The 24049-nt window shown below is 62.3% G+C and carries 23 protein-coding genes; 11 read left to right on the forward strand and 12 right to left on the reverse strand.

The genetic code is table 11. The annotated features are described in order from the left end of the window. The 7 genes from Q0579_RS00500 to Q0579_RS00530 all read right to left on the reverse strand — a co-directional run bounded on the left by Q0579_RS00500 (nucleotide 1) and on the right by Q0579_RS00530 (nucleotide 5015). Nucleotides 1-789, reverse strand: a complete 789-nt coding sequence (locus Q0579_RS00500) for a hypothetical protein (RefSeq protein ID WP_298274663.1) — start codon at nucleotides 787-789, stop codon at nucleotides 1-3. Next, a complete protein-coding gene (locus Q0579_RS00505; RefSeq protein WP_298274661.1) occupies nucleotides 786-1553 on the reverse strand; it encodes a DsbC family protein in 768 nt (255 codons plus the stop codon). The genes Q0579_RS00500 and Q0579_RS00505 overlap by 4 nt, the downstream gene beginning before the upstream one ends. 91 nt (nucleotides 1554-1644) lie before the next feature. Further along, on the reverse strand, nucleotides 1645-2979 hold the full coding sequence (locus Q0579_RS00510) for a TrbI/VirB10 family protein (RefSeq protein WP_298274659.1): 1335 nt from the start codon (nucleotides 2977-2979) through the stop codon (nucleotides 1645-1647). Then, nucleotides 2976-3791 carry a type-F conjugative transfer system secretin TraK gene (locus Q0579_RS00515; RefSeq protein WP_298274657.1) on the reverse strand — a complete coding sequence of 272 codons (816 nt, stop codon included), beginning with the start codon at nucleotides 3789-3791 and terminating at the stop codon, nucleotides 2976-2978. The genes Q0579_RS00510 and Q0579_RS00515 overlap by 4 nt, the downstream gene beginning before the upstream one ends. Further along, the gene (locus tag Q0579_RS00520; protein ID WP_298274655.1) at nucleotides 3788-4372 is read right to left on the reverse strand and encodes a type IV conjugative transfer system protein TraE; all 585 of its coding nucleotides are present in this window, start codon (nucleotides 4370-4372) and stop codon (nucleotides 3788-3790) included. The genes Q0579_RS00515 and Q0579_RS00520 overlap by 4 nt, the downstream gene beginning before the upstream one ends. Nucleotide 4373: 1 nt before the next feature. Beyond that, complete coding sequence (gene traL, locus Q0579_RS00525) at nucleotides 4374-4658, reverse strand: type IV conjugative transfer system protein TraL (protein WP_298274653.1); 285 nt, start codon at nucleotides 4656-4658, stop codon at nucleotides 4374-4376. 36 nt (nucleotides 4659-4694) lie between these two features. Beyond that, nucleotides 4695-5015, reverse strand: a complete 321-nt coding sequence (locus Q0579_RS00530; RefSeq protein WP_298274651.1) for a TrbC/VirB2 family protein — start codon at nucleotides 5013-5015, stop codon at nucleotides 4695-4697. A gap of 344 nt (nucleotides 5016-5359) precedes the next feature. Between Q0579_RS00530 and Q0579_RS00535 the strand changes: the two genes are divergently transcribed. The 3 genes from Q0579_RS00535 (at nucleotide 5360) to Q0579_RS00545 (ending at nucleotide 6613) form a co-directional block, all read left to right on the forward strand. Beyond that, nucleotides 5360-5731 carry a hypothetical protein gene (locus tag Q0579_RS00535; protein ID WP_298274649.1) on the forward strand — a complete coding sequence of 124 codons (372 nt, stop codon included), beginning with the start codon at nucleotides 5360-5362 and terminating at the stop codon, nucleotides 5729-5731. 64 nt (nucleotides 5732-5795) lie between these two features. Further along, a complete protein-coding gene (locus tag Q0579_RS00540; protein ID WP_298274647.1) occupies nucleotides 5796-6269 on the forward strand; it encodes a hypothetical protein in 474 nt (157 codons plus the stop codon). Between the two features lie 44 nt (nucleotides 6270-6313). After that, nucleotides 6314-6613 (forward strand): hypothetical protein, encoded by a 300-nt coding sequence (locus Q0579_RS00545; RefSeq protein WP_298274645.1) that lies wholly within the window; start codon nucleotides 6314-6316, stop codon nucleotides 6611-6613. Between the two features lie 13 nt (nucleotides 6614-6626). On the opposite strand, the gene Q0579_RS00550 is transcribed toward Q0579_RS00545, so the two are convergent. The 4 genes from Q0579_RS00550 to Q0579_RS00565 all read right to left on the reverse strand — a co-directional run bounded on the left by Q0579_RS00550 (nucleotide 6627) and on the right by Q0579_RS00565 (nucleotide 10047). After that, nucleotides 6627-8315, reverse strand: a complete 1689-nt coding sequence (locus Q0579_RS00550) for a RecQ family ATP-dependent DNA helicase (RefSeq protein WP_298274643.1) — start codon at nucleotides 8313-8315, stop codon at nucleotides 6627-6629. A 34-nt stretch (nucleotides 8316-8349) separates the two neighbouring features. Beyond that, the gene (locus Q0579_RS00555) at nucleotides 8350-9288 is read right to left on the reverse strand and encodes a hypothetical protein (protein WP_298274641.1); all 939 of its coding nucleotides are present in this window, start codon (nucleotides 9286-9288) and stop codon (nucleotides 8350-8352) included. 157 nt (nucleotides 9289-9445) lie between these two features. Beyond that, nucleotides 9446-9691, reverse strand: coding sequence for a hypothetical protein (locus Q0579_RS00560; protein WP_298274639.1), 246 nt, complete (start codon nucleotides 9689-9691; stop codon nucleotides 9446-9448). Nucleotides 9692-9804: 113 nt separating this feature from the next. After that, complete coding sequence (locus tag Q0579_RS00565) at nucleotides 9805-10047, reverse strand: hypothetical protein (protein ID WP_298808034.1); 243 nt, start codon at nucleotides 10045-10047, stop codon at nucleotides 9805-9807. A 79-nt stretch (nucleotides 10048-10126) separates the two neighbouring features. On the opposite strand from Q0579_RS00565, the gene Q0579_RS00570 reads away from it, so the two are divergent. From Q0579_RS00570 to Q0579_RS00605, 8 genes are all read left to right on the forward strand, one after another. Beyond that, on the forward strand, nucleotides 10127-11011 hold the full coding sequence (locus tag Q0579_RS00570) for a WYL domain-containing protein (protein WP_298274635.1): 885 nt from the start codon (nucleotides 10127-10129) through the stop codon (nucleotides 11009-11011). Between the two features lie 30 nt (nucleotides 11012-11041). Beyond that, the gene (locus tag Q0579_RS00575) at nucleotides 11042-14560 is read left to right on the forward strand and encodes a helicase-related protein (protein WP_298274633.1); all 3519 of its coding nucleotides are present in this window, start codon (nucleotides 11042-11044) and stop codon (nucleotides 14558-14560) included. Then, on the forward strand, nucleotides 14557-15528 hold the full coding sequence (locus Q0579_RS00580; protein WP_298274631.1) for a hypothetical protein: 972 nt from the start codon (nucleotides 14557-14559) through the stop codon (nucleotides 15526-15528). Before Q0579_RS00575 ends, Q0579_RS00580 begins: the two co-directional genes overlap by 4 nt. Further along, on the forward strand, nucleotides 15525-16013 hold the full coding sequence (locus Q0579_RS00585) for a hypothetical protein (RefSeq protein ID WP_298274628.1): 489 nt from the start codon (nucleotides 15525-15527) through the stop codon (nucleotides 16011-16013). The genes Q0579_RS00580 and Q0579_RS00585 overlap by 4 nt, the downstream gene beginning before the upstream one ends. Next, the gene (locus tag Q0579_RS00590; RefSeq protein WP_298274626.1) at nucleotides 16010-18811 is read left to right on the forward strand and encodes a DUF1156 domain-containing protein; all 2802 of its coding nucleotides are present in this window, start codon (nucleotides 16010-16012) and stop codon (nucleotides 18809-18811) included. Before Q0579_RS00585 ends, Q0579_RS00590 begins: the two co-directional genes overlap by 4 nt. A 13-nt stretch (nucleotides 18812-18824) precedes the next feature. After that, nucleotides 18825-22121 (forward strand): DUF499 domain-containing protein, encoded by a 3297-nt coding sequence (locus Q0579_RS00595; protein ID WP_298274624.1) that lies wholly within the window; start codon nucleotides 18825-18827, stop codon nucleotides 22119-22121. 79 nt (nucleotides 22122-22200) lie between these two features. Continuing rightward, nucleotides 22201-22788: a hypothetical protein gene (locus tag Q0579_RS00600; protein WP_298274621.1), complete on the forward strand. Its 588-nt coding sequence runs from the start codon at nucleotides 22201-22203 to the stop codon at nucleotides 22786-22788. Continuing rightward, nucleotides 22781-23122, forward strand: a complete 342-nt coding sequence (locus Q0579_RS00605) for a hypothetical protein (RefSeq protein WP_298808038.1) — start codon at nucleotides 22781-22783, stop codon at nucleotides 23120-23122. Before Q0579_RS00600 ends, Q0579_RS00605 begins: the two co-directional genes overlap by 8 nt. Nucleotides 23123-23210: 88 nt before the next feature. Here the strand turns inward: Q0579_RS00605 and istB are convergent, their stop codons facing one another. Further along, the gene (gene istB / locus Q0579_RS00610) at nucleotides 23211-24047 is read right to left on the reverse strand and encodes an IS21-like element helper ATPase IstB (RefSeq protein ID WP_298808051.1); all 837 of its coding nucleotides are present in this window, start codon (nucleotides 24045-24047) and stop codon (nucleotides 23211-23213) included. Nucleotides 24048-24049: the final 2 nt, after the last annotated feature.

Consider the following 24049-nt stretch of genomic DNA (forward strand, 5'->3'; position numbering starts at 1 on the left):
TTACTTCTCCACGGAGGGGTCGAAGGACGCCGGCCGGTTCGCCGGCACGTTCGACGCGTACCGCTTGCCGGCGTCGTCCTGACGCGAACCGACCTGAGCGGGGGCGAGCGTCGACGTCGGCGTGGGCCGGGAAGCCGCGCCGCTCGCGACCGGTTTGGGCGCGCGCGCCTTCGCGCGAGCGGCCGCAACCGCGGCGATCGTGGGCGTCGAAGCGCTCGTCGCGGGCTGAGCGTCGGGCTCCGCAGCCGAGACTTCCGGTGCGTCGCTCGGGATGGGTGCGCCGAGCTGCGAAAGGATTTCGGGGCTCACATTGAGCGTGCTGGAAGCGGTCAGGCCCGGTCCATGCCCGTTGGTGGCTGCCAGCCACTGCCCATTGTCGACGACCGCTTGGACGACGCTGGTCTCGTGGTAACGACCGGCACCATCGGTATGCGCCGGAAAGACGATGCGGAGCACCTTCTGCGGCGAAATGCCAGCCGGCGCGCCCGTCGTATAGGCGACGCGCTGCGGCACGGCCTGCTGCGCGGGGGCGGTGTAGGGGCCGGCGGGGTGGAAGCTGGTGTCCTGGGTGATTTCCGCCAGTGCTTTGTCATCGATCACCGTCGCAGGGGCGCAGCTGCCACCCTCGGCCGCGCCGCACGAGAAGCTGCCCTTGATGTTGGTCCCGAAGGTCGTGCAGCTGGCCAACATGCCGAGGCTCGCCACCAGGCCGACCGCCGCGAGGCGCCTGCCACGAGGGCGATACTGGGGCACCGGGCACGCCGGCAGGTGGATGACACCTTTCCTCATGACTTGGCTCCCTTCAGCCATTGCGCAAGCAGGGGTTTGGGTTTGAAGCCTTCGAGCACAGCGCCGTCGGAGCGAACGATGACGGGGGTGCCGTTCAGGCCGTGCGCGCGGGCGAATGCTTCGTTCTCATCCAGCCCGCTGGTGTCGCACTTCGGCCCGGGCCTGATCGGGTCCTGCGCATAGGCGGCTCGCACCGCCGCGTGACGGTCCCGCGCGCAGAGCACCTGGTCGGCGATCTCGCGGCTGCCGAGGACCGAAATTGGGCGCTCGACGACGGTAACGTTCATCGTCTCAAGCGTCTGGCTGAGAGCCCGACAATAGCCGCAGTGGAAGTCGGAGAAGACGGTCACCTTCTCCGGCCCGCTGCCCCATACGATCGCGCCCTTGTTCGAAAGGCGAGACAGGTCGAGGCGCTGCGCGACCGCCGGCTGCGTGACCCGCGTGCCCGTCCCTGCAGTGGTCGCCTCGGGCGCGTCGGCCGCGGCGTTCGCCTTCGCGGCACTGCCGACCAGCATGTCGGGGTTGAGCGCGAGGAGACGCGCGGCCGTCAGGTCCTGGCGGGTCTGCATGTCGTACACGCGGCCGATCACCAGATATCGGGCGCTCCGGTCGACGTAGAAGAGGTTCTGCCCTGCAACGACCTCGCAGAGCCCATCGACCTTGGAGCAGTCCACCGACGTCACCTTGGTTTTGGGCAATCTCTCCTTCAGCGCTGCCTCGACCTGGGTAGCGGTCGGCGCGGTCGCGCTGCCCGTCAGCATCATCGCGGCACTCGCGAGGACTGCGAGAAGTGTTCCTTGTGCCATGCCCATTACGCCCTTTGCTCCCGACCCGGTTTCGCCCGATCTGGCCGGCTCAGTTCTGGATGAAGACGCCCTCGAGGAAGACGATCTCGACGTTGATCCCGGTCGGCATCTCGATGACCGGCTGGTATTGCTCGGCTCTCTCGATCAGATATTTGCTGACCATGTCCGCCGACTGGGCGACGCCATTGCCGAAGCCACCCTGCGCCAGCTCGCCCACGTCGAGCTGGCGGCGCTTGCCGTTCACGGTGACGTTGGTGCCGTTTAGGATGGCGTCGGTATTTGCGGAGAAGCCGCGCCCGAACCCGCCCGCGACACCGGCAAGGAAGGCCTGGCCGACAAGACCACCCTCGCGGCTCACGACACGGCCGCGGACACCCGTCTTGCCGGCGAAGGAGATGAAGCCCTTCACGTCGGACACCGCGTAGCGGCCGTTGGCCTGGGGGCAGGTCATCCGCTGCAGCTTCACGTAGACCTTCTCGCTGCTCAGATCGCCGCGAGCGGCGCCGTTGACGAGGCAACCCTGGATGCGCGTCGTGAGGAGCTTGCCGTCACGGTACACCGACCGTGCCGGGCCGGTGATGCGCAGCACGACCGGCAGCGGATCGGTCTGGGACTGGACACCCGCGGACGCGTCGACGCCGACGATGACCTTGGCCTGCGCGATCGAGTTCGGGGGCAGGTAGTTCGGGCTGTCGGTGTAGCTTGTGGTGCCGCCCGAGATCCGGGTCGCCGTACCCGAGGGTCCACCCTCGAAGGACACCAGCTTGATCTGGCGCGACGAGCCGCCCGCGGCCGCAGCTGCGGCTTCGGCGGGTGTCATCGGTGCCGCTCCCGGGGCTCGATAGTTCGCTGCCCCCATCGGCCCATACATCGGCGCGGGGAGAGGCGCGGGGGCCGGTGTCGGGGCGCTGCGCGCCTGCGCCAGCTGCTGGCGGAGTTGGTCGTTCTCCTGCTGATAGGCGCCCATGACACGCTGACCATCGGTCGCCATCGAAGTATTCTGACCCTGCAGCGCGGCGACCTGCTCCTGAAGCTGGCGCATCTGCTGCGCCTGACCGTCGACCGACTTCAGCTGGTTGTTCATCGACTGCATCTGCGCTTCGGAAGCGGCCTGCCACTCCTTCTGCGACATGTTCCGGTTGACGATGTCGTCGGTTGCGATCTTCGTCTCTTTGCCGCCCGCCTCGGTGACCGTGGCAGACTTGCCGTCGTCCATGATGTACCAGGAGCCCAGTACCAGCGCGATCGCTGCGCCGCCCGACATGTAGAGGATCTGCTTCTTCCGAACGGCCTCGTTGCCGTCCATCATGTCGGTGCTTTCGCCGTCCTCGGGCTCCGCATCGAGCTGCTTGGGTTTGCGCTTGAAGATGTCCGCGAGGCTCATGGCCGGACTCCGTTGGCGAGACCGGCGGGCGTGACGATATAGGCGGTGGTCGCCTCGCCGGGCTTGAGTTGAGGGTTGGCGACGCTGACCGCGATCGCGTTCGACGGGGCAATCGTGCCCTCACCAAGGGACACCGGCTGGCGACCCTTATTCTCGATCTTGAGCACCCGGCCGGCGAGAGCAGCGCCGCGATACTCGGTGACCATCTGCACCTTGAGCGTGCCCACCATCACCGGGTCCGTGCCGGCTGGGATGACGTCGAAGCCATCGAGCGAGGACGATTGGTACATGGCTTGGACGAGGGTCGCCGACGCCTCCTGCGGAGACACCGATGCCTTGGCGATCTCCGGGGCGTTCTCGCCGGCGACAATGTCCTTGTTCTCGACGAACACCTGCTGGGCGTCGTCAGCGCCGAGGCGGCAGGCGAACTTGTAGACGTAGCCCTTGGCGGTCGTGCCGAAGAAGGAGACCTTGGACCGCGAGAACCCCTCGGGCACCGAGAGGTAGATGTCGCCACGCGTCGGTTCATTCACGACGGTGAAGTCATCGGCCTCGACGCCAGTGGTCAGCTTCGACACGCTGGCGAAGCGATCGTCCTTGAGGCTGACACGGGTGAGGCCCGTCTTGGAGACCGTGCAGCTGACCTCGCTGTTGTCGCGCGCCAGCACGTGCTCGTCGGCCCACGCCGGAGTCGCGAGCACGATTGCCCCTGCGACAATCATGCCGGCACCGATCCCGCGTGAGAGGTGGCACCAGCGGGACGCGACAGCCGCGCCGCTGGCCATCAATCCATAGGCAAAGAAGGGCGTCATGCGTCGCCTCCGATCGAGGCGCCGCTCGCATCGGCCTTGGTCACCATCCCAAAGCCCTTGAGCTGCAGGGAGAGGCCACGATACGCCCAATAAAAGCGGAAGGTCTTCGGCTCGGCGGTGACCGACTTCGAACCGACGACGGTGTGCAGCGTGCCGGAGACCTCAGACGTGAGCGCCTTAGGATCAACCTTCAGGCTGGCGATCGTAAAATACTGGCTGATGCTCGAGCCGTTCTGCTCGGTCACGATCTTCATCAGGTCGCGCTTGAGCGCGCCGTGCGACTCCGGGGTCGCGATCGCGAGGATCGACTTCATCCAGTAATCGAGATTTTCGGGACTGCGGTTGAGGGTCATCAGCGCGGTGTCGCGCGTGACCATCTCCAGATAGTCCTCCGAGACGCCGCTCGACGAGAGGGTCAGAGGCGTCCGGGCGATAGGCTGGAGAACGATCTCCCGATCGCGCGTGGCGCCGACCAGGAACAGGATCACGACCAGCGCGGCGAGGATCAGCGCGGCCAGCCCGAGGGCATTGCGCTGCTTGATGACCCGCTGCGATTGCGCGAGCCCGACACTATAATCCATCTCAGCCCACCATCACGCGAAGGTGGGAGGGCGGCGTCGCCTTTAGACCTGTGAAACTAGCGGGCAGGTGCCAGTAGGCCATGTGGAGAACCCACGAGGAGGCCTTACCAGCTTTTAATTTGCGAAATCCCCACCAGCCGAATCCTGCAACCAACAACCCGATCACGATGTGCTGTGACAGGATCCCCCAGACGAACGGGATCGTCATCGCGAGGAACTCATCCAGCGTCCAGAAGCCAATCAGCTCCGGGTCATCGAGATGCGAGGGAATGGTATACCGGTCCATAAGCGCGCACCGCCCTCCCAGCGGTTAGTCCAGGCCTCAGATCGTCGCGGTGACGGTCGAGGTGACGATCGGAACGCCGGTGCCGGCGCCGACACCGACCGCGACGGGAACCGCGACCTGGCCGAGGCTGAAGCGACCCGAAGCGAGCGCCACGATGCCGCCTGCGAGGCTCATCACGGTGATGACCTTGCCGCCCGAGCCCTCGAGGAAGTCCGTGAACTTCGTGAGAGCGGTATTGAAGGTTGCGTCGGCGCCGGCGAAGGCGGCCGAGGCGCCCAGCATCATCACGACCGCGATGATCGCCAGGCCCAGAAGGATGCCGTTGGTACGGTCCTTCTGCATCGAAAGTGCCGTCATGCTCTTTCCCCTAACAAGACGAAGCAAAGTGCATCGCCGTCATTAGGGAAATCGAAACCTATCCGCGCCGCAAGTGTTATCTCTACTTGCTCAAATTATTGCACTGTTTCGTGTAACTGGCTTACACTTGTGTGTAGCGTGGTTACACTAAAGTGTAAGTGCCTTACACAACTGTGTAAGCCGATTACACCGTGTGTAATCTGGTTACACCGTCCGGGCCGGCGCGGACCTACTTCGATTCAGATCCAAGGCCCGGCACGAAAATGCACCCCTGGGTCATTTTTTCGTGGCTGACTTTCGGGTCGCTGGAATGGGCGCGGAATGAGGCATAGGATGCCTCTCAGATGTCACAGGTGATCTACACGTTCCGCGTCGGAAAGCGGCTCTTCAAACTGGCCGCGGACGCGATGCGTGCGCATTCGATCGCCGTCGAGCGCTTTGAGCCTATCTCGGCTACGGCCATGAAAGGGCTGGAGCTTTTCCTCGAGGCCTCCAACGCTGACGAGATCGTCGCGAAAGCCAAGGAGTTTGACGAGCCCGGTGACATCCGCATGACACTTCGCGTTCAGCAGTCACAAAAGGAGCTGTTCCAGGCCGCTCGAGTCCGCGCAGGGGCGAGCGAGGGCGAGCCAGCTCCGACGCGATTGACCCTAACCGTGGGACTGCTCAGCGTCTTCCCGAGCGTTACATTCAGATCGGATGTTCATTGTCGTTAATCGGCTCTTGACAGCCTAGGGCTATACCGCCGTATAGTCTTGGCAACACCGGGGGGTTGCTGCGATGCGAGACCTGGAACTGACAGCGGCGCAAGGTCATAGTCGGCTCGACTGCTACCGTCTCCTCATTGTCGAGGCATGGCGGAGGCAGAGGATCACCAACAAGGATATGGCGGCGCGACTCGGTCGCAGCCTGAGCCTGACGAACAAGCTTAAAGCGGGTGCGACCCCGCTGACCGGCCCCCTCATCGATCAGTTTGTGTTGGTCCTCGGGATCGATTCCGTTCGCGCGTTCTTCGCGGTCAATCTCGCTCACAACCACATGAGCTACTTCGACCCCAAGTTCCAATCCGCTTGCTCCACCACGATCTCGTTCTTCGAAAACGTGCTGCACGAGTGCGGGTACAGCGGCTTCGAGGATCTGGCGGTCAGTGGCTCGCTTTCGACCGCTAAGGTCGATCTTGCCGCGCAAGCCGCTGCCGCCAGCCTCGCTGGCTCCTTCCTCCGCACCGGACCAACCGGTCAGGGCGTGTCCTAGCGGTCTAGCTTCCGGTATCGCTGGTCCTGTGGTTACAGCGAGCCATGACACAGGACTCCGAGCAGCCCCCGGCGCTCAAATACAGCACAGCCTCCATGCGTCGCCGAAAGCAGCGGGAGCACGCTGCCGGCTATCGTCGCTCGACCGTGGCACTCTCCCCTGTCTCCCTTGACGTGATCGAGCGCATCCAGGCCAATTTCGGGCTTCCCTCCCGGGAAGCAGCCATCAATGCGGTTCTGGAGATGATCAACAGCGACATGTTTCTTTGGCACGAGTTCATGTCACCTCGCCCCGCTGCAACGCCGGCCATCGACGAAACGGAGCAGGACAACCGAAAGTGCTGATTGGGCCTTACAGCTAGACGCGGGTTTCGACCTGCAGAACCATGCGGATGTACGGAATCACCGAGCCCATCGTCTCCTGCTCGCAGAAGTCGCAGCAATGCGCGCTGCGCTTTGACCGCGACCGCGTTGAGAACAGCCATTCCAGGACCCTCACCGCGAGCGACCGGCGACGCCGGACCTTGCTCCCGAAATAATCGACTAACTGCCGCCGGTAGCAGCTCTCCTCGCGCATCATCGCCGCGACCTGGTCGATCTTGCGCATCCGGTTCTCACGGGCAGCCGGGTCGGGCGCCTCCTGATCCTTCCCCGACAGGTCAGCCATAAATCGCAGACGCTTTACGTCGCGGCCGTCCGGAGCATTGTCGTGCATCACGATCGACACCGACTGGCGGCCGTCACGTCCGGCCCGGCCGAGCTCCTGCATCAAGTCCTCCACCGACGCCGGTGCCTGCCAGTGAATGACAAGGCGCAGGCTGGGAACGTCGATCCCCATACCGAATGCGGACGTCGAGATGATGCGGTCGATGACCGGCTCGCTCTGATTGGTGAAGCGCTTTACCAGCTGCTCGCGCTCAAACGGGCGGCCGAGCCTGGAATGGTAGAGGGGCACGTCCTGACCGAACCCCCGAAGCGCGACCTGCAGATCCTCCCCGACACGAGCCGACGGTACGAACACCATTGCCTTGCCGCCGCTCGGCAGCGGCGTCCTGAGTAGCTCCGCGATTGTGGCTGTGCGGCTGTCCTCCGGCACGACCCAGCGAAGGAGCGTGATGTTCGGCCGGTCGACGCCACTAACGAACACTTCGGCGTCTTCTGCGCCGAGAGAGGCGAGGATCCGCGCTTGCATATCCTGTCCGGCCGTAGCGGTGAATGCCAGCACCGGCGGGTTGCCCAACTGACGCCGGATCTCGCCCAGCCTGCCGTATTCGGGCCGGAAGTCCGCACCCCATTGGTCAACGCAATGAGCCTCGTCCACGACGAGAAAGGCAGGACGTAAAGCCGCGAGCCGCGCCTTCTCGGCCTCGCTCCGAACGAAGAACCTTTCCGGAGCGAGGTGCAGCAGCTTGATGGCGCCCCGGCGCAGCAGAGCATAGCGAAGTCGCTTTTCCTCAGTAGACAGGTCGCTGTTCACGAAGCTGGCGGGCACCTTCTTTCGTAAGAGGGTCGAGACCTGCTCGGACATCAGTGCCTTCAGGGGAGAAACGACGATTGTAGGCCCAGGTTTCAGGATCGCCGGCAGTTGAAAGCACAGCGTCTTGCCCGATCCGGTCGGCCGAACCACGAGGAGCGATTTGCCCTGCAGGGCGGCTTGGACGATCGCGAGCTGCCCTTCGCGGAACCGCTCGACGCCGAACAGACGGAGCGCCGGCCCGAGGTGCTCCATTGCGTCGATATCGTCTCGGCCTCCGAAGAGCCGCGCGATACGAAACGCCCATCGCTCGAATACACGGCGCGCGAGACCGCCGGCGAGCATCGGGTGATGAGCAGCGTGGCAGCCGTCGCAGAGCGTCACCAGGTTGGCGATCTCGTCCGTGCCGCCCATCGACCGTGGCAACAGATGGTGGATGTCCGCGTCTCGGCTCAGGACCTCGATCCCGCAGCTGGTGCAGCGGTAACCGTCCCGCGCGAGTACGATCCTGCGCGTCTCCGCCCAGTCGGGGGCGTCGACGGGCGCTTCAGGTGCGGGCGCGATCGCGGTCACGATGTGCGCGGGCGCCGGACGGCGTGTTCGGACCTCACGCGCGGGTGCAGAAGGCTGCGGGTGGTACGGGCTGACCGGTCTGTTTCTTCACCAGTCGCTTGATCTCCGCGATCGGCGTGGCGATCGGCTTGAGACTCCGGTTGAGAAGCTGGAAGATCGCGACATGAGGGAGGATCAGGACCCTCGCCCTCCCGGCGCTGGTTTCGACACCCCATTCCCCGCCAACATATCCCTCGATCTCAACCTGGCTTCCTCCGATCCAGTGCCTGAACTCCACGCCGGACCCCGGGCGCTCCACCGCGAACCTCAGCGTCTGGAACAGGGGATCGCGCATCTGCGCCTCAGCCGCGAGCCGCTTCCGCTCGGCATTTCGCAGCTGCGCATTCGGATTGCTGGCAACCAGCGTCCGCAGGGCCTGATTGTAGCTCGAGTCCGGCCAGATATCCTCCAGAACCTCGAAGACTGGCCGGCTCTTCAACCATGCTGCGTTGGTCCCCGTGAGCCTCTCCGAAGGACCTGCGTAGAAGCTCTCGTCGAGCGCCTTCATCACTGGGTTCTTCCACCCATCGGACAGGCCTTGCGTGAAGCCTGCCGGATCGTCGCGGCTATATGCCTCGAAGTCTGCGAAGATACCCGCAGCTTCGGAATCGCCCATCGCGACCAAGCCTTGCCTGATGTCGCTCAGGGTGCCTTCGATCAGCCTGCTGTTGTGCCCAAATTGCGCATGGCCACCATTTCTCACCTGGGCGAGGTAGTAGTCGACGCTGTAGCCCATGAGCAGCTCGGGAGGCAGCTCGGCTCGCGTGAATCCGCCGTCGAACAGAAGCTGATTGACGATGTCGACGACCGTCTCCGTCATGTAGGACGGATTGTCGCTCTCCATGATTGACTGTGGCATCGGAACACGTGCCGCGTGGAACGGCTGCTCAGGAACTGCGCGCGTAGAGCGTTTGCCCCATCCGAAGAGCGCCATGGCTCCCCCCTGTGGCTCCGGTGATAGCCGGCGAGCAACATCGACGCCGGTTTACGCCCGCTGATGGTGACAGCGGCGCCGGTTCGCACAAGGGGGAACTTGGAATGGGTACGCGAAAGTCGGCGCCAAGGCTCGCCCTTCGCGCTACCGGCTAAAACTAAGCGGCCTCGGCTTCGCCAATCTTCCGTTCAAGGTGGCCATGCTCATGGTCATGTATCAACTTGGTCAGCGATGGCTCGTCCATCTCGGTCAGCAAGTCGGACAGCTTCTCACTCGGCTCCGCGCCCTGGGCGAATGATGGCCCGTAGATCGTCCGTAATGTCCTTACGAGGGTGTTGCCATGCTTGCGGCTGATCTCACCGTTCTTGTCACGGTGACGTCCATGCAGACCTGGTTGCTCCATCGTGATCTCCCGTCAAAGCGTCTTGGTGGTAAGGTAACGCGGGGAGAAAGGCTCCGGTCCAAGGCAGGCGGCTGCTTCTTCTACGCCGGTCGTGCTAATCGCCAGCCGCCTCTTCAATCGCCGAATGTGTCGGCAATCTCCGGTTTGCGATCGAGTCTCGCTCCGACCAATGGCTTGCGGACGCGGTCTGCGCAGAGATTGGCAGCATAGAACGGGGTGCCCGGCTGCTGACGCCAGGATCCGTCGAGCGGGCTGGCGTTGACGCCGTCGCATCCCGGCTCGTCGGACAGCCGAATGACCCGCACCTTGTGGGTCGCATCGTCGCTAGATACGGTCGCCTGCTCGGGCTTGACCATCTCCTGCAATGCGAATAGAAAGTAGTTGCATCGCTTTTCTCGCCTCATGTAGGTGCGCGGCGGATCGAAGGGGGCGGATGTGTCGGAGGGCGCAACAGGACTGAAGTGGGGCGTTGAGCGACGCCTCGAATTCATCGAATTTCGCCTGTTCTGGGAAGGCGGGGTCAATCGATCCGACATCATCAAGATGTTCGACGTGTCGGTGCCGCAGGCCTCCAAGGATCTGACTCTCTATCAGGAACACGCACCCCAGAACGCGGTCTATGACAAGAGCGCGAAGCGGTACGTCGCAAGCGAGAAGTTCGAGCCCCGCTTCCTAAAACCTGATCCAAGCGGCTACCTTTCCCGGCTCCGTTCCGTGGCAGAAGGGCTGGTTGAGCTGTCGGAATCGTGGATCACGCAGGTTCCCGATACCGACATTGCGCTTACGCCGCGAAGGGACATCGACCCGGACGTACTCAGAGCCGTGTTGAGCTCGGTACGCGATCACAGATCACTGGACGTCCTGTATCAGTCGATGAGCAAAGAACGGCCCGAGCCCGCATGGCGGCGGATCACCCCCCATGCTTTCGGCTATGACGGCTTCCGTTGGCATGTCCGCGCCTATTGTCATGTGACCGACAAGTTCAAAGACTTCTTGCTGCCCCGCATTCTTCACGTCGGAGAGGCGGGAGACGGAGGCGCGGACCCGGCGGCTGATACCTTGTGGCGGGAGCGGTTCGATGTGGTGGTCGGGCCTCACCCGGAGCTGACGGCGAGTCAGAAGGCCGTCGTGGCCAAGGATTTCAGCATGGAGAGCGGATCAGCCGTCCTCACCGTGCGATACGCTATGCTGTTCTACGTCCTGAAGCGATTGGGGCTGCTTGGCGATGCAACAAAGCTGCCCGCGCGCAGCCAGCACATCGTGGTCCTGAATCGGGATGATACCGCGGCTGCGTTGGAGAGGGCGGAGTACGCGGCGTGACGATGCTCATTAAGCCAGCGGGGGGTTGGCATGGCCAAGCTTGAAGAAATCCGGAACGGCGCGTCGGTGCGCGGCATCGCCTCCTCGCAAGCGACCCAGATCCTGTCGGTCGATTGGATTGGCGATCAGGCAATCAACGTCGTCTATCGCGACCTGAACGGTGCTGTCGCGGAGTCCGTGTTGTACCGGGATGACGAGCATCGTCTCCACGTCGAAGTGAACGGCCGGCCCTGGTCGTTCGATGGCGATGGCGCCCTGCTCCGCCTCGTAACCGAGGCAAACCGGATTAAGCTTGCCCACTATTTCGATCCCTATCTCGCGATCCACACGAGCCTGGTTGATCCGCTGCCGCACCAGATTTCGGCCGTTTATGGCGAAATGCTGCCGCGCCAGCCCCTGCGTTTTCTGCTGGCGGACGACCCGGGCGCAGGCAAGACGATCATGTCGGGGTTGCTCATCAAGGAGCTGATCGCTCGCGGAGACCTGGAGCGCTGCCTTGTGGTCGCGCCAGGCAGTCTGGTGGAGCAATGGCAGGACGAGCTTGGCCAGAAGTTCAATCTGGAGTTCGACATCCTGACCCGCGACATGATCGAGACGTCTCGATCCGGCAATCCTTTTGAGGATCGCCATAGGCTGATCGTCCGCCTGGACGTGCTGGCGCGCAATGAAGAGCTGCAAAACAAGCTGGCCAGTGCGCGGGAATGGGATTTGATCATCTGCGATGAAGCCCATCGCATGTCGGCAACCTACTTCGGCGGCGACGTCAAATATACCAAACGCTACCAAGTCGGGCAGAAGCTTGGCGAGGTTTGCCGTCACCTGCTGCTGATGTCGGCAACGCCGCACAACGGCAAGGAAGAGGATTTTCAGCTCTTTATGGCGCTCCTCGATGGGGATCGCTTCGAGGGCCGGTTCCGCGATGGCGTACATTACGCTGACACGGCGGACATGATGCGCCGTCTGACCAAGGAAGAGCTGCTGCGCTTCGATGGTCGCCCGCTCTTTCCGGAACGTCGCGCCTACACCGTCAAATACCAGCTCTCCGAGCAGGAAGCGGCCCTCTACACCGCGGTGACGGAATATGTGCGGACCGAGATGAATCGCGTGCAGCGGTTCGCAGAGACGGATGGCAAAAAGCGGAACAACGTCGGCTTCGCTCTACAAATCCTCCAACGGCGTCTCGCCTCGTCACCAGCGGCGATTTACCAATCGCTGAGGCGGCGCCGCGAACGTCTGGAAAGCGAGCTGGGCGAAGCACGTCTGGCCTCCAAGGGTCGCGGCGCCGGCATTCCGGCTCCCGACGTCAATGCGGATATCCTCAGGAACCTTGAGGAATATGGCCAGGACGAGATCGACGATTTCGAGGATCTGATTGCAACCGGGGCGACGACCGCGGAGACGGTCGAGCAGCTTGCCCTAGAAGTGGAGACACTCAAGGGCCTGGAAACGATGGCGCTGGGCGTCCTGCGCTCGGGTCTGGATGCCAAGTGGTCGCAGCTCAACCGCATCCTCGACGACGATCTGATGGTCGACGCCGATGGCAATCGGCGGAAGCTGATCATCTTCACCGAGCCTAAGGACACACTGCACTACCTTCTGGACAAGGTTTGCGCACGGCTCGGCAACCCCGAAGCTGTTGACGTGATCCACGGGGGTGTCTCGCGGGAGGAGCGGCGCAAAGTCATCGAGCGCTTCATGCAGGACCGCGACATGCTGGTGCTGATCGCCAACGATGCGGCCGGCGAGGGCGTGAACCTCCAGCGTGGCCACCTCATGGTGAATTACGATCTGCCGTGGAATCCGAACAAGATCGAGCAACGGTTCGGGCGTATCCACCGGATCGGCCAGACGGAAGTCTGCCACCTCTGGAACCTCGTTGCGGCCGACACGCGGGAGGGCGAGGTCTACGCCCGCCTTCTGGAAAAGCTCGAAGCTGCGCGCGAAGCGCTCGGTGGCCGCGTCTATGATGTGCTCGGCGAGCTGTTTGAGGGCACAGCGCTGAAGGACCTCCTGTTTCAAGCCATCCAGTACGGCGAGCAAGAGGACGTGAAAGCGCGGCTGTTCCGCCAGGTCGATGGTGCTGTCGATCAGGAACACCTCTTGGAGCTGCTGCAACGTCGCGCCCTTACCAACGACACGATGCCCGAAGCCAAGGTGGAGGAGCTGCGTCTCGAGATGGAGCGCGCTGAGGCGCAGCGCCTCCAGCCACATCATGTTCAAAGCTTTTTCGTGGAGGCCTTCCAGCACCTTGGCGGACAACTGAAGCGCCGCGAAGAAGGTCGTTGGGAAATTACCCACGTGCCTGTTCGCATCCGCGAGCGCGATCGTCAGATCGGGACCGGCGCGCCGATCCAGAAGAAGTACGAGCGCATCTGTTTCGAGAAGAGGCGCATCAACCAACAGCCGGTCGCGACCTTCGTCTGTCCCGGCCATCCCCTGCTTGAGGCTGTGATCAGCGTCATCCGCGAGCAGTACGAGCAGATCATGCGGCAAGGGGCGATCCTGGTCGACGATCTGGATACCGGCACCGCGGTGTCGGCGGTGTTCCTTCTCGAACACAGCATCCAGGATGGTAGGACTACCAGTGCCGGCAAGCCGCACATCGTATCCGAGAAGCTTCAGTTCGCCTCGGTCGATAAGACCGGCCGCACGGTAAACGCGGGCATCGCGCCGCACTTGAACCTTCGGCCGGCAACGCCCGACGAGATTGCCACCGTCCGCCCGTTCCTGGAGGAAGACTGGCTGACGACCGACCTTGAGAAGACGGCCGTTCGGTTCGCTACCGTAGAGCTGGCACAGGCGCACATCGCCGAGGTTCGGGCTCGCCGGCTCCCTGAGATCGAGAAGGTCGAGCGGGAGGTGCGGGCGCGCCTCAAGAAGGAGATCAATTATTGGGACTCCCGAGCCTTCGAACTGAAAGAGGAGGAGAAGGCCGGCAAAAAGACGCGGCTTAGCTGGCAGAATGCACAGCGCCGCGCCGAGGATCTTGCCGAACGCCAGAAGCGTCGCATGGGGCAGTTGGAGCAGGAGCGCTTCATCTCCTCACAACCGCCCCGGGTCCGTGGAGGCATGGTTGTGGTGCCCCGCGGCCTGCTGGATGCACAAGCACGGACGCAGGCCGATCCTCCGAATGGCGCCGTTCAGGGCTTCTCGGCCGATGCCCAAGCACGGCGAGCGATCGAAATCGCGGCAATGGACGCCGTGATCGCTGCCGAGCGCGCGCTAGGAAACGTACCTAGCGATGTATCAGCACAGAAGGTCGGATACGACATCGCGTCCTATGACCCAAGCACCAAGCACCTTCGCTTCATCGAGGTGAAAGGTCGCATTCACGGTGCCGACACCGTGATGATCACGCGCCAGGAGGTGATCACCTCGCTGCACGAGCCCGACAAATACATTCTTGCTGTGGTTCACGTGGAGAACGGCCAGGCAGGTGCGCCTCGCTATGTGCATGGCCCCTTGTCCGACCATGAGCCCGCATTCGAGCATACGGCGATTCAGTTTAACCTGGCCCGGCTTCTGGAACGGGCAGAGGCACCGCGATGATCACCAAGGCTCTCATCATCGCCGACCCGTGGATCGGCTATCTCCTGGACGGGACCAAGACCTGGGAGATGCGCTCCTCAGGTGCCGCGCATCGTGGCTGGTTCGGTTTGATCCGCAAGGGAACGGGCGCAATCTACGGCATCGCGCGTCTGGTCGATGTTGGTCCCCAGCTATCGCCCGAAGAGATGATCGCCACCTACGATCGCCATCGCATCCCTGAGGCGATGATCCGATCTGGCGAGGTCGCGAAGTGGAACATACCTTGGAAGTTGGCGGACGTTCGCCGACTGCCGCGACCTGTCCCCTACACGCACAAGAGCGGGGCCGTGACTTGGGTAGAGCTGGACGGCGTTGCCATCAACGGGATCGCTGCGCAGGTCGGTCACACCACCTCAGCGCCGGCCGCAGTCGCAAAGCCAACGACGATCGGCCGTGCAGCGCCGCTCCCGGGTCGCTCCAGCCGCAGCGATGAGGTCCGCGTGGATGTTGTTCAACGCGGGTCCAAACTGCACATCGATATCGAGTGGGATGACGGTGAGCCGCAGCAGACGGTTTCGCGACCTCCAGCGACGGTGCCTGCCTCGTTGGCTTTGCGCGCTCCCGAATCATCCTCAAGCAAGCCCGCGGATGCGCGCGCGATCGGCGAGGTCGTCATCTCCGAAGGCAACATCGCCAACAACCATATCTACCTGCGAAGCTTCTTCGATCGGTTTCCGGCCGACGTGGTAGGCGGATCAAACAAGGCGAGCATCGCCCGGCGAACGGTGACGATCGAGTGGGGCGGGCCGGAGCCCGTTGTCACCGACCTCGATGGTACGAAAAAACTCTTTCGGGCTCGCTCCTGGATCGGCGCATTCTTTCAGCGCAACCGAGCCGCGCCAGGGGATACTGTGATCGTCGAACAGATCGCTCCCTATCGCTACCGAGTAGCATTGCGGAAGGCCCAGCCTCACGGGAGAGCGGCATGACCCTACAGGATTTCGCCATCCTTGCTCCCGTCCCCCTGGAACACCTTCAGTCGGGCGCTCAGATCGCAGTCGACACCGGCTTTGTGGCTTTCGGCTCCCGCAAGTGGGAACTGTTCCGGAAGATCGATGAGATGCGCGACGGTAAGCCGGTCCCGGTGCTGTTGTACCCTTCCCATGAGGATGTGCCGGCGAAGCTCAGCTTCGTCGTTACCTGGTCCGGATGGTACGTCGGATCAGAGGAAGCCCCGAAGGGCCGGCACTCTGCCGGCATGGCGCACCGTCCACCGACTACCGGGCAATACGAAGGCGACAACCAAGGGCATTGGGCGGTCTTCTGGCATGTTCAACGTCTGCTCGAGCTGCCGCCTGTACACCGTCTTCCGATCTCGTCGATACAAACCATCAAGGGTGGCTGGCGCAAGGATGCGCCGCCACGGGGGCCTGAGTTGGTCGCCACGCCCTCAACCATAGAGTTCGCACAATGAGCACACACCCGTACAAGAAGAAGCTGATTGAAGTCGCGATCCCGCTTGAAGCGATCAATGCGGCATCCGCCCGTGAGAAGTCGATCCGACATGGGCATCCTTCCACACTTCATCTGTGGTGGGCGAGACGGCCTTTAGCTGCCGCCCGCGCTGTCTTGTTTGCGCAGCTCGTCGACGACCCGAGCAGCGACCCTGACCGGTTTCCAACTGAAGATGCGGTAGAGACAGAACGTCAACGGCTCTTCCGCATCATGGAAGACCTTGTCATTTGGGAAAACTCTAACAATCCGGAAGTCCTCGAACGGGCTTGTGCCGAGATCCGTAGATCGTGTGGCGATACGCTCCCGCCAGTTTATGATCCATTCTCAGGTGGGGGAACGATTCCTCTCGAAGCTCAACGACTAGGAATGCCCGCCTATGGGAGTGATCTGAATCCTGTTGCGGTCATCATTGGGAAGGCCATGATCGAGCTGCCCTCCCGCTTCAAGGACCGGCCTCCCGTTCACCCTGGTGCGAAAGAACGCAACCATTACCGCTCAGTCGAGGGCATGGCAGAGGATGTAAGGTTTTATGGGGAATGGATAAGGGAAAGGGCTCTTGAAAGGATTGGAGCGCACTACCCCACTGTCAAGCTGCCGCCGGAACTCGGCGGAGGCGATGCAAACGTCATTGCGTGGATCTGGTCTCGAACTGTACCAAGCCCCGATCCCGCCTTCTCAGACGTGCAGGTCCCGATTGCCTCTAGTTTCCTACTAAGCGCAAAGAAGGGCAAGGAAGCCTGGATTGAGCCCCAGGTCGACAAAATGTCGAAGACTATCTCGTTTAAGGTCAGGCAAGGCGGGTCGAAGGAGGAAATTAGTCGGGCAAAGAGTGGGGTCAAAGTAGGCCGCGGCAATTTCGCCTGCCTGCTCTCTGGAGCAGCTATTGATACCTCATATGTCCGGAAGCAGGCGAAGGCTGGCAAGCTTGGTTCTCAACTTATGGCTATCGTAGCCGAGGGTAAGAGAGGTCGTGTCTTCGTCGCGCCCCAGCCGTCGCATGAAGCCGCGGCACGCGGCGTTGTTCCTGGCTGGCGACCTACGTCTGAGGTTCCAACGCCGTCGCACGACGTAGATCGTCTTCCGATGTACGGAATGCCGCGGTGGGGAGACGCCTATACAGACCGGCAGTTGCTCGCTCTTACTACGCTCTCGGACTTGGTTCAGGAGGCGCGCGCGCTTGTTCTAGAGGACGCCCAGACCGCCGGCTTTCCTAGTGATGATCGCGGCATTGAAGAGGGAGGAAGTGGCTTCCGCGCATATGCTGAGGCTTTGAGCGTTTACTTAGCTTTTGCTGTAGACCGCTCGGCTAATACATTGACAACACTAGCGCGTTGGACTCCCGATCGCGAGCAGACCGTCACGGCGTTTGCGCGGCAGGCTTTGCCGATGACTTGGGACTATCCTGAGGTGAACCCCTTCGGCGGTGGCGCGGGAGACTATCAGGTTTCAATTGCAGGCGTCATTTCAGGAATGACGGGATTGGGATTTGGAAGTCTCGGCAGCTTGATCCAGATGGATGCGCAATCCGTCGACTATCCGACCGGAGCGGTGATTTCTACCGACCCCCCTTATTATGACAATATTTCTTACTCGGATGTATCTGATTATTTTTATGCTTGGCTAAGGCCCACCTTGAAGAGTGTCTTTCCTTCGATGCTCTCCTTGATTGCCACACCGAAGTCAGAGGAGCTTATTGCTGCGCCGCATCGGCATCCCAATAAGGAAAGTGCAGAAGCCTTTTTCCTGAAGGGAATGAGGGCAGCCATTTCGAGGATGGCGGCTGGTACGGACTCGCTATATCCCGCGACTATCTACTACGCGTTTAAGCAAAGCGAAGTTGCCCAGGAGGGGGTGAGCTCGACTGGATGGGCCACCTTCCTTCAGGCGATCATCGAAGCTGGCTACTCTGTAGTTGGGACATGGCCCCTTAGAACGGAAATGTCGAACAGGATGATTGCGTCCGGCACCAACGCTCTTGCCAACTCTGTGGTTTTGGTATGTCGCAAACGCAATGCGGACGCAGGTATTATCAGCCGGGCGGAGTTCATCCGCGCACTAAAGCGCGAGCTACCACCGGCCATTGCCGAACTTCAGGTCGCTAATATCGCTCCCGCCGACATGCCTCAGTCGGCAATTGGTCCTGGAATGGGCGTGTTCTCACGACACAAGGCCGTACTCGAGTCCGACGATAGCCCTATGAGCGTCAAGTCAGCTCTGCAGCTCATCAATCGTGAACTCGACGAGTACCTAGGCGGCATTCAAGGGGAGTTTGATGCCGACACCCGGTTCGCGATCACGTGGTTCGAGCAACATGGTATGGCGAAGAGCGACTACGGCGTTGCAGATAGTTTGGCACGCGCCCGCGGTATTTCGGTCGATAGTGTTAGACATGCAGGCATTGTAGAAAGTGCAGGCGGAAAGGTACGCATCTTAGGCCGCGAGGAACTCGATGACGAATGGGATCCCACCGTCGATGGCCATCTGACGATCTGGGAGTGCCTTCAGCATCTCGTCCGTCGGCATGAGGAGCATGGTATATCTGAGGGCACCGCCACGCTTTTGAAGATGATCGATGAACAGGCAGACGCCGTTAAGGACCTTGCCTACTGCCTTTACGACATCAGCGCGAACAAGCGAAAGGATGCGAAAGAGGCCACTGCCTATAATGCGCTGATCGCTGATTGGACCGAGCTTACGCGGCAGGCTGCCGCTATTCACGACATTAGCGGCGATCGTCAGATCAGCCTGAACATCTAAGAGGAAGTCGGAAGTGGCCAAAAGCACCCGTCAGTATGTCTTCGAGGGCATGGAGCTGCTGCCAGACGCCCTGACCCCCTTTGTGGAAAAAAGGCTAGAGAGCTCAATCAAAGGCCATTGGCAGATCGAAGTCGTCCAGCGCGTTCAGGGCCTGAAGCCCAATTCGTCCGGCGAGGTAGGGTGGGATCAGCAAGGCCTCCTAAAAACGATGATGGCCTTCTGGAAGGAAGCCTTCAGCACGGTGCTCGGGCATCCCGAACGGTCATATGTCTCGGAGCTTCTCGACGTTCGGAACAAGCTCTCGCACAACGAGACGTTCACGTATGACGATGCCGAACGCGCTCTGGATTCGATGCGTCGTCTCATGGAGTCGATCAGCGCCGGTGACGTCGCTGACCAGCTTGGAAAGATGCGCGACACCATCCTGCGCACCAAATTTTCAGAGCTTCAGCGGAACGAAGAGCGCCGCAAGACGCAGCGCCTCGACATCTCTGTTGAGACGGTTGCCGGCCTTCTCCCGTGGCGCGAGGTGGTCGAGCCCCATCAGGACGTTGCAACCGGAGAGTTCCAGCAAGCCGAGTTCGCGGCCGATCTCGGCAAGGTTCATGCCGGCAGCGCGCCGGCAGAGTACCGCGACCCCCAGCAGTTCTTCAGCCGCACCTATCTGACCGAAGGCCTCAGCACCCTCCTGGTCGGTGCCGCAAAGCGTCTTTCTGGCGGCGGTGGCGATCCTGTGGTGGAGCTGCAAACCAACTTCGGGGGCGGCAAGACGCACTCGATGTTGGCCCTGTACCACATGGCCGGTGGAACCCCGGCGCATGACTTGTCGGGCCTCGATCAGCTCCTTGAGCGGCACGGTCTTACCGTTCCCACCAACATCAACCGTGCCGTTCTCGTCGGCACCTCTCGCGGCCCTCAGGACGTTCTGAATGCAGCGGGGGACCGCAAGATCCGGACGACCTGGGGCGAGCTGGCGTGGCAGCTCGGCGGCGAGGAGGCGTTCGACATGATCGCCGAGAACGACGCGAAGGGGATCGCGCCGGGATCAAACATGCTCGAAGCGATCTTCAGGAGATATTCTCCCTGCCTGATCCTCATCGACGAGTGGGTGGCGTACCTGCGCCAGATCTATCGGGTGGAGGGGCTGCCCTCCGGCTCCTTCGATGCCAACCTGTCCTTCGTTCAATCTCTCACGGAGGCGGTGAAGGCGAGCCCCGGCACCTTGCTCGTTGCGTCGCTGCCGGCATCCCAGATCGAGGTTGGCGGGGAAGGGGGTCAGGAGGCCCTTGCCCGCCTCAAGCAGACCTTCAGCCGCGTGGAATCGTCGTGGCGGCCTGCCTCGCAGGAAGAGAGCTATGAGATTGTCCGCCGGCGTCTCTTCAAGGAAATCCCGGGCGACAGGTTCCACCATCGCGACAACACCCTGAAACAGTTTGCGAAGCTGTACCGGGAGAACGCCAACGACTTCCCGCAGGGTTGTGCCGATGAGGATTATCGGCGGAAGCTGGAGAAGGCGTACCCGATCCACCCCGAGCTGTTTGACCAGCTCTACACCTGCTGGGGATCGCTGGAGAAGTTTCAGCGGACACGTGGTGTGTTGCGCCTCATGGCGCAGGTCATTCACGAGCTGTGGATGAGCGGCGATCCATCGGTGATGATCATGCCTGGCAGCGTGTCGGTCAGTTCGCCGCGCGTCGAACCCGAGCTTTTGCATTACTTGGACGTCAGTTGGCAGTCGATCATCGCCGCCGATGTCGATGGGACGGCCGCCACCCCGTACAAGGTGGATCAGGCGGCGCCGAACCTGAACCGTTACTCGGCGACCCGGCGCATCGCGCGCGCGATCTTCATGGGAACGGCACCGACGCACGCGCAGCAGAACACCGGCCTCGACGACAAGCAGATCAACCTGGGTGTCGTTCAACCCGGCGAGCGACCCGCCATCTTCGGTGACGCTCTTCGGCGCCTGACGAACCAGGCCAAGTTCATGCACGCGGACCTGGGTCGCTACTGGTATTCCATGTCGGCCAGTCTCAACCGGATCGCGGCGGACAAGGCGGGTCAGCTCGATGCGCAACTGGTGCTGATGGAGATCGACCGAGAGCTAGCCAAATACATCAACGGCATCGCTGATCGGGGCCACTTCGACGCTGTGCAGGTCGCTCCCACGTCCTCGGCCGAAGTGCCTGACGAAGCGGGCGGCGTGCGCGCGGTCGTGCTGGGGGTAGCTCACCCCCATAATGGCCGCGATGGCTCCGAAGCGTTGGTCGAAGCGAAGGAGATGCTTCTCCAGCGCGGCAGCACGCCGCGCGTGTACCGGAACATGCTCGTGTTCATCGCCGCAGAGGCACGCCAGCTCGATAACCTGAAGGATGCCGTGCGAGCGGCTCTGGCGTGGGGCGAGATCGTCAAGGAAAAGGATCGCCTCAACCTCACGCAGAGCGATGACGCTCTCGCCAAGGCCAAGCTCGCCGAAGCCATCGAGACGGTGAAAACACGTCTGAGGGAGGCGTGGTGCTACCTGCATTACCCGGTTCAGGAGAGCGCGCAGGCTGAGGTCGAGTGGGTTTCGGGCAAGGTGCCGGCCCAGGACGGGTTGCTGGCCCGTGCCAGCAAAAAACTGGTCGGTGAGGAGGGCCTTCTCGCCGAGTTGGGGCCGACGCGCCTCGACCGCGACCTTCAGAAATACATTTGGAACGGCAAGCCGCATCTCTCCCTCAAGGATCTGTGGGAGTATCTGAACCGCTACACCTATCTGCCGCGTCTCAAGAACCAGGACGTCCTGGTGAAGGCCGTGCAGGCGGCAGTTGGAGGGATGCTACCCGGTCCCTTCGCCTATGCCGAACGCTGGGACGAAAAAACCGACACCTATCTCGGCCTCGCCATCGAACGGGCGGTCAACGCTGCCGTCATAATCAATGGCGAAAGCGTCATCATCAAGCCGGACGTGGCCGAGGCGCATCGTCCAGAACCCTCAAAACCTGAAGCACCGACCGCGGGTGGTTCACCCGCGCCTGACGGCGGCTCTCACCCTGCATCGCCGCCCACGGGCAACCCGGATGTTCCGCCTCCAGAGCGGAACCCGACGCGCTTTCTTGGAACGGTGATGATCTCGGCCGAACGGCCGGCTCGCGAAATCCATCAGATCGTAGAGGCGATCGTCGAGCAGCTAACGACCATCCCTGGCAGCGAGGTATCGTTGAAGCTGGAGATCGATGCCGAGGTGCCGTCGGGCTTGGACAAGGGAAAGGTCCGCACCTTGATTGAGAATGCGAACACGTTGGGGTTCATCGACAAGGCGGTCAATTAGCTCTCGCTCCGGCTGAACTGGCGCCGCTTCCCCAATTCCGGGCGAGCGGCGCCGGGATGAGCATCGCGAAGGGGGATTGATGTCGGATCGGTTGAAGCAGCTAGCGGACAGCTACCTCGATCATATCAGGATCGCGGTGGAGGCCGGCGATCGGGGGGCACCCTTTCGCGACTTTGTGGACAACTGGAACGCTTTTCGCTGCGAGCATGACCACCATCGCAGCCGCGGAGATCGGCCGCGATGGTTCAATAATCCTTCGGCACTGGCGAGGCCGATGATGCTTGAAACGCTTGATTTCCGGTCTGCCGGCGCCGGCAGAATCTTGGCAGACGCGGCACGAGATCCGGCAGCCTATCAGCGGCGCTATGCAGCGCGTGACCGCACCGTGAAGCTGATCGTAGATCATTCCGTGCCGATCGGGGTCACGGTGGGCGCGCTTTTCGCCGGAATTGTCGAGCTCACGCGGGACGGCATACGCGCTCATCTGACCGCCTGGTATCGACTGGGGCTGCTTGCGCACGAGGAGAACGCCCGCCTCGATGCGATGGGGCTTCGATCGATGATGCCCGAAGGATGGAACGGACGGGACGTGTTCGCGCGCTATGGCGCGGCGGGGATCGCGCCGGCGCATCCTGCTGGGAGCGGGCAGGGCATCTGCAATGCCTGACAAAACGCGTCCGCCTACCCGTGCTGCTCTTGCTGCACGCCCCACACTCGCAAGCGACGATCAGTTCGCCGACCGCATAGTTCGGCAACGTGCCTCGGATCACCAGCAAGAGCCGCAGGGGGACAATCGCTACCGCGTCGAGCACTGCACGAGATTTTACGTGGTGCAACTCATCGGCACGTGGGTCAATGTAGTGGAGTCGGCGGAGCGAACCGTAAGATCACGCAACAACTTGCGATGGGTGACATTCGAGAACAAGGAATACGAACTTAGAAAGGCCGCCACTCTCAAGCTGTCAACGGCGGAGCAAAATCCGGCCACGGTGGCGGTGTAAAAGTAGGCCAGCGGTCGAGGTGTGATGACGACATGGAAAGGGCCCCGATCGGGGCCCTTTCCATGTCGTCGCGACCGTTTTCTCCCGGCTATGTCGGCGGGATCTCTCCGGTGTTCGGGTCGGCCGACACAGTGACCTGGTTTTGCTCCGCCCTTCTGGCGGAGCGCCGGCCGGCGGACTGTTTGAGGCGGTAGCTGTCGCCATTCATGGTGAGGATGGAGACGTGGTGCGTGAGGCGGTCGAGCAGCGCGCCGGTGAGCCGCTCCGAGGCGAGCACTTGGGTCCAGTCCTCGAACGGCAGGTTCGACGTGATGATGGTCGAGCCGCGCTCGTATCGCTGCGACAGCACCTCGAAGAGCAGTTCTGCGCCGGTCGCCGACAGCGGCACATAGCCGAGCTCGTCGACAATGAGCAGCTTCACGGCCGCCAGTTCCCGCTGGAGTTTGAGCAGACGCCGCTCGTCGCGCGCCTCCATCAGCTGGTTGACCAGCGAGGCCGCGGTCGTGAAGGCGACGGTGAAACCCTTCTGGCAAGCCGCCAGGCCGAGCGCGAGGGCGACGTGCGTCTTGCCCGTGCCGCTGTTACCCAGCGCGATGACGTTCTCCCGGCGCAGGATATATTCCGAGCGGGCGAGTTCGAGCACCAGCATCTTGTTGAGGCTGGGGATGGCGGTGAAGTCGAAGGTGTCGAGACTCTTCACCGCCGGGAAGCGGGCGGCGCGGATCCGCCGCTCGACCGTGCGCCGCTCCCGGTCGATGAGCTCAAGCTCGATGAGACGCAGCAGGTAGCGCGGGTGGTCGATACCGTCGCGGGCGCATTCGCGCGCGACCTTCTCATATTCGCGCAGCACGGTCGGCAGCTTGAGCTGCTTGAGGTGGTGGGCGAGCAGCACCTGGGGTGTCCCGCCGGTCGTGCCGGTCGGCATCT

The organism is uncultured Sphingomonas sp. (genome assembly GCF_936927845.1).
Taxonomy (GTDB): domain Bacteria; phylum Pseudomonadota; class Alphaproteobacteria; order Sphingomonadales; family Sphingomonadaceae; genus Sphingomonas.

Excerpts from the sequence above, each read along its gene's own strand:
- Q0579_RS00500 (WP_298274663.1), bottom strand. The coding sequence starts at position 789 with ATGAGGAAAGGTGTCATCCACCTGCCGGCGTGCCCGGTGCCCCAGTAT.
- Q0579_RS00505 (WP_298274661.1), bottom strand. The coding sequence starts at position 1,553 with ATGATGCTGACGGGCAGCGCGACCGCGCCGACCGCTACCCAGGTCGAG.
- Q0579_RS00510 (WP_298274659.1), bottom strand. The coding sequence starts at position 2,979 with ATGAGCCTCGCGGACATCTTCAAGCGCAAACCCAAGCAGCTCGATGCG.
- Q0579_RS00515 (WP_298274657.1), bottom strand. The coding sequence starts at position 3,791 with ATGACGCCCTTCTTTGCCTATGGATTGATGGCCAGCGGCGCGGCTGTC.
- Q0579_RS00520 (WP_298274655.1), bottom strand. The coding sequence starts at position 4,372 with ATGGATTATAGTGTCGGGCTCGCGCAATCGCAGCGGGTCATCAAGCAG.
- traL (WP_298274653.1), bottom strand. The coding sequence starts at position 4,658 with ATGGACCGGTATACCATTCCCTCGCATCTCGATGACCCGGAGCTGATT.
- Q0579_RS00530 (WP_298274651.1), bottom strand. The coding sequence starts at position 5,015 with ATGACGGCACTTTCGATGCAGAAGGACCGTACCAACGGCATCCTTCTG.
- Q0579_RS00535 (WP_298274649.1), top strand. The coding sequence starts at position 5,360 with ATGTCACAGGTGATCTACACGTTCCGCGTCGGAAAGCGGCTCTTCAAA.
- Q0579_RS00540 (WP_298274647.1), top strand. The coding sequence starts at position 5,796 with ATGCGAGACCTGGAACTGACAGCGGCGCAAGGTCATAGTCGGCTCGAC.
- Q0579_RS00545 (WP_298274645.1), top strand. The coding sequence starts at position 6,314 with ATGACACAGGACTCCGAGCAGCCCCCGGCGCTCAAATACAGCACAGCC.
- Q0579_RS00555 (WP_298274641.1), bottom strand. The coding sequence starts at position 9,288 with ATGGCGCTCTTCGGATGGGGCAAACGCTCTACGCGCGCAGTTCCTGAG.
- Q0579_RS00560 (WP_298274639.1), bottom strand. The coding sequence starts at position 9,691 with ATGGAGCAACCAGGTCTGCATGGACGTCACCGTGACAAGAACGGTGAG.
- Q0579_RS00565 (WP_298808034.1), bottom strand. The coding sequence starts at position 10,047 with ATGGTCAAGCCCGAGCAGGCGACCGTATCTAGCGACGATGCGACCCAC.
- Q0579_RS00575 (WP_298274633.1), top strand. The coding sequence starts at position 11,042 with ATGGCCAAGCTTGAAGAAATCCGGAACGGCGCGTCGGTGCGCGGCATC.
- Q0579_RS00580 (WP_298274631.1), top strand. The coding sequence starts at position 14,557 with ATGATCACCAAGGCTCTCATCATCGCCGACCCGTGGATCGGCTATCTC.
- Q0579_RS00585 (WP_298274628.1), top strand. The coding sequence starts at position 15,525 with ATGACCCTACAGGATTTCGCCATCCTTGCTCCCGTCCCCCTGGAACAC.
- Q0579_RS00590 (WP_298274626.1), top strand. The coding sequence starts at position 16,010 with ATGAGCACACACCCGTACAAGAAGAAGCTGATTGAAGTCGCGATCCCG.
- Q0579_RS00600 (WP_298274621.1), top strand. The coding sequence starts at position 22,201 with ATGTCGGATCGGTTGAAGCAGCTAGCGGACAGCTACCTCGATCATATC.
- Q0579_RS00605 (WP_298808038.1), top strand. The coding sequence starts at position 22,781 with ATGCCTGACAAAACGCGTCCGCCTACCCGTGCTGCTCTTGCTGCACGC.
- istB (WP_298808051.1), bottom strand. The coding sequence starts at position 24,047 with ATGCCGACCGGCACGACCGGCGGGACACCCCAGGTGCTGCTCGCCCAC.